The sequence below is a fragment of the Saccharopolyspora sp. genome (assembly GCF_017434145.1).
GTDB lineage: Bacteria > Actinomycetota > Actinomycetes > Mycobacteriales > Pseudonocardiaceae > Saccharopolyspora_C > Saccharopolyspora_C galaxeae.
The window spans coordinates 1-2,864 of the sequence record NZ_JAFRFW010000036.1; the positions used below are offsets into that span (position 1 = coordinate 1).

The following is a 2,864-nucleotide window of genomic DNA, read 5'->3' on the forward strand; positions in this document are numbered from 1 at the left end:
CGGTCCGGGCAGGCCGACGGGTCCGGCCGCGGTGAGGACGAACTCGCGTATTTCCGCGATGCGCCGGAGTTCCGCAACGTGCGGCTCGCCGAGTTGCCGCGCGGCGACTTCGCCGAGCAGATGGCTCGGCTGCTGGTGCTGTCGAGCTGGCGGCTGGCGTTGTGCGCGCGGCTGGTCGACTCGCGTGATCCGGTGCTGGCGGCGGTCGCGGCCAAGAGCGTCAAGGAACTCACCTACCACCGCGACTACGCGGCGCAGTGGGTCGTTCGCCTCGGCGACGGGACCGCGGAGTCGCATCGGCGGATGTGCGAGGGGATCGCCGCGGTTCGGCCGCACCTCGCGGAACTGTTCCACACGCACGAAATCGAGCGGCGCGCGGTCGCCGACGGTGTCGGGGTGGATCCGGCCGAGGTGCGTGGTGAGGTGGACGAAGTGCTGGCGCGAGCGTTCGCCGCGGCGACCTTGCCGCACCCGGGAACGCCGCCCGCCGGTGACGAACTCGGGCGTGCCGGCGAATTCGGGCGTGGCGGCGAATTCGGCCGCGCGGGCGAGCACACCGAACATCTCGTGCCGCTGCTGGCGGAGATGCAGGGCTTGGCGCGGGCGCACCCGGAGGCGACGTGGTGACGATCGTGAACCGCGCGCGGGAGGTCGCCGAGACGGTGACCGACCCCGAGCTGCCGATGCTGACCCTGGCGGATCTGGGAGTGCTGCGCGGAGTCGAGGTCGGTGCGGACGGCACCGTGGTCGTGACGCTGACCCCGACGTACTCGGGATGCCCCGCCATGGCGGAGATGCGCAGCGACGTGCACCGCAAGCTCACCGGTGCCGGTTACCCGGACGTCGAGGTGCGCACGGCGCTGCATCCGCCGTGGAGCAGCGACTGGATCACCGAGCGCGGGCGGCGCAAGCTCGCCGAGCACGGCATCTCGCCGCCGGGTGAGGCACCCGCGGCCGCCGGGCCCGTCCCGCTCACGCTTGCGCCGCCGCCGCGCCGCATCGCCTGCCCGCATTGCGGTTCGGCCGAGACCGAAGAGCTCTCCCGGTTCAGCGCCACCGCGTGCAAGGCGCTGCGCCGATGCACGGCCTGCGCGGAGCCGTTCGAGCACATCAAGGAGATCTGATCGTGACCGAGACACTGTCTAATGTGGATAAACGGGCCACTGCGGACGATCGGGCCGGTTCCCGCCGCGGCGCGTTCCACACCTTGCGCGTCGAGTCGGTGGACCGGCTGTGCGACGACGCGGTCGCGGTGACCTTGGACGTGCCCGCCGCGCTCGCCGACGAATTCGCGTTCCGGCCCGGCCAGTCCTTGACGCTGCGGCGTTCCGAGGCGGGTGGTGAACATCGCCGCTCGTACTCGATTTGCGCGCCACTGGGCGCGAAACCCCGCATCGGGGTGCGGCTGGTACCGGGCGGGATGTTCTCGAGCTGGCTTTGCGACGAGATCGCGGCCGGTGACGAGATCGAGGTGGCGCCGCCCTCCGGTTCCTTCACCCCGGATCTCGCGAGCGGCGGACGGCACGTGCTGGTCGCGGCGGGTTCCGGGGTCACGCCGGTGCTCTCGATCGCGGCGAGCCTGCTGCGCGAGACGGATTCGCAGGTGACCCTGGTGTACGGCAACCGGCGCAGCGACACGGTGATGTTCGCCGACGAGCTCGCGGATCTGAAGGACGCGCATCCGTCCAGATTGGACCTCGTGCACGTGCTTTCGCGGGAACCGCGGGAATCCGAGCTGGTGTCCGGAAGGCTCGACGCGGACAAGCTGCGGGCGCTGGCCGGTGCGTTGATCCCGGTGGACGGCACCGAGCACTGGTGGCTTTGCGGACCGTTCGGAATGGTCACCGCAGCGCGGGAAGTGCTCGCGGAACTGGGGGTCACACCGGGCCGGGTGCACCAGGAACTGTTCTACGTGGACGATGTGCCGCCGGATCCGGTGCGCCACGAGGAATCGGCTCCGCCCGGCGAGTGCAGCGAGGTGACGATCGTGCTGGACGGGCGCACCAGCACGCTGAGCCTGCCGAAGGACGAGCCGGTGCTGGACGCCGCCCAGCGCTCGCGCCCGGACCTGCCGTTCGCCTGCAAAGGCGGCGTGTGCGGCACCTGCCGGGCGAAGATCACCGGGGGAGAGGTCGCGATGCGCCGCAACTTCGCCCTCGAACAATCCGAAGTGGACGAAGGTTTCGCGCTGACCTGCCAATCGTTGCCGGTCTCCGACGCGGTCACAGTGGACTACGACAGCTGAGCCACCGGGACCGCTGCACCGCGTCGTACCGCTCCGGCGGCCCGGTCACTGCCGCGGACCGCTCGGCACGAGGTAGCCGCACGGGTAGCGCGCTTTCCGCTCGCGCCTGGTGACGTTGTCGGTCAGCGGGCCGGTGTAGACGCCCGGTGCAGTTAGCCGTTGGCGAGCACGTCCAGCCGATCAGTTCGCAAGCGAACTGTCGTCATCGCCGGTGCCGCGTGCACGTCCGAACGGCCGCCCCGGGATGCGGCCCGCCGGTGACGATCAATGCACCCGTCCGGCGGTGCCGGCGCGGGACGAACCCCGACATGTTGATCAGAGCAGCGGCGGGCGCCCACAGCGGTCGACCGCGGTTCCGCCGCGTGGGCGGGGAGCCGTTTCGCGGTGCGGGACCGGGAGCGACGCCGCTTCGCACACCAGCCGGAAAACGTCCTGGGGGATCCACGATGCAAGCGGGCGGGCACGCCTGCACCGGTGCGCTCGCCGGTGCCTTCTCCGGCAACGCGGTCGCGGCCCTGACCGGCGCGCAACTCGGCGCCACGGCCACGGCGGTCGGCGCGCTGCTCGGCGCGGGCGTGGCACTCCTGCCCGACCTGGACGCGGACGGCACGACGGCGTA

Annotated in this window: 3 protein-coding genes; all 3 read left to right on the forward strand. The window is 71.6% G+C overall.

Going from position 1 to position 2,864, the window contains the following annotated elements:
* A partial coding sequence (gene paaC / locus IJH84_RS00935) for a 1,2-phenylacetyl-CoA epoxidase subunit PaaC (RefSeq protein WP_295139089.1) occupies nt 1–627 on the forward strand: 627 nt, incomplete at its 5' end.
* A complete protein-coding gene (paaD, locus tag IJH84_RS00940; protein WP_295139092.1) occupies nt 621–1,124 on the forward strand; it encodes a 1,2-phenylacetyl-CoA epoxidase subunit PaaD in 504 nt (167 codons plus the stop codon). The genes paaC and paaD, both read left to right, overlap by 7 nt.
* Nucleotides 1,125–1,147: 23 nt before the next feature.
* The gene (gene paaE, locus IJH84_RS00945; RefSeq protein WP_295139095.1) at nt 1,148–2,245 is read left to right on the forward strand and encodes a 1,2-phenylacetyl-CoA epoxidase subunit PaaE; all 1,098 of its coding nucleotides are present in this window, start codon (nt 1,148–1,150) and stop codon (nt 2,243–2,245) included.
* The last annotated feature ends 619 nt before the right edge of the window (nt 2,246–2,864 follow it).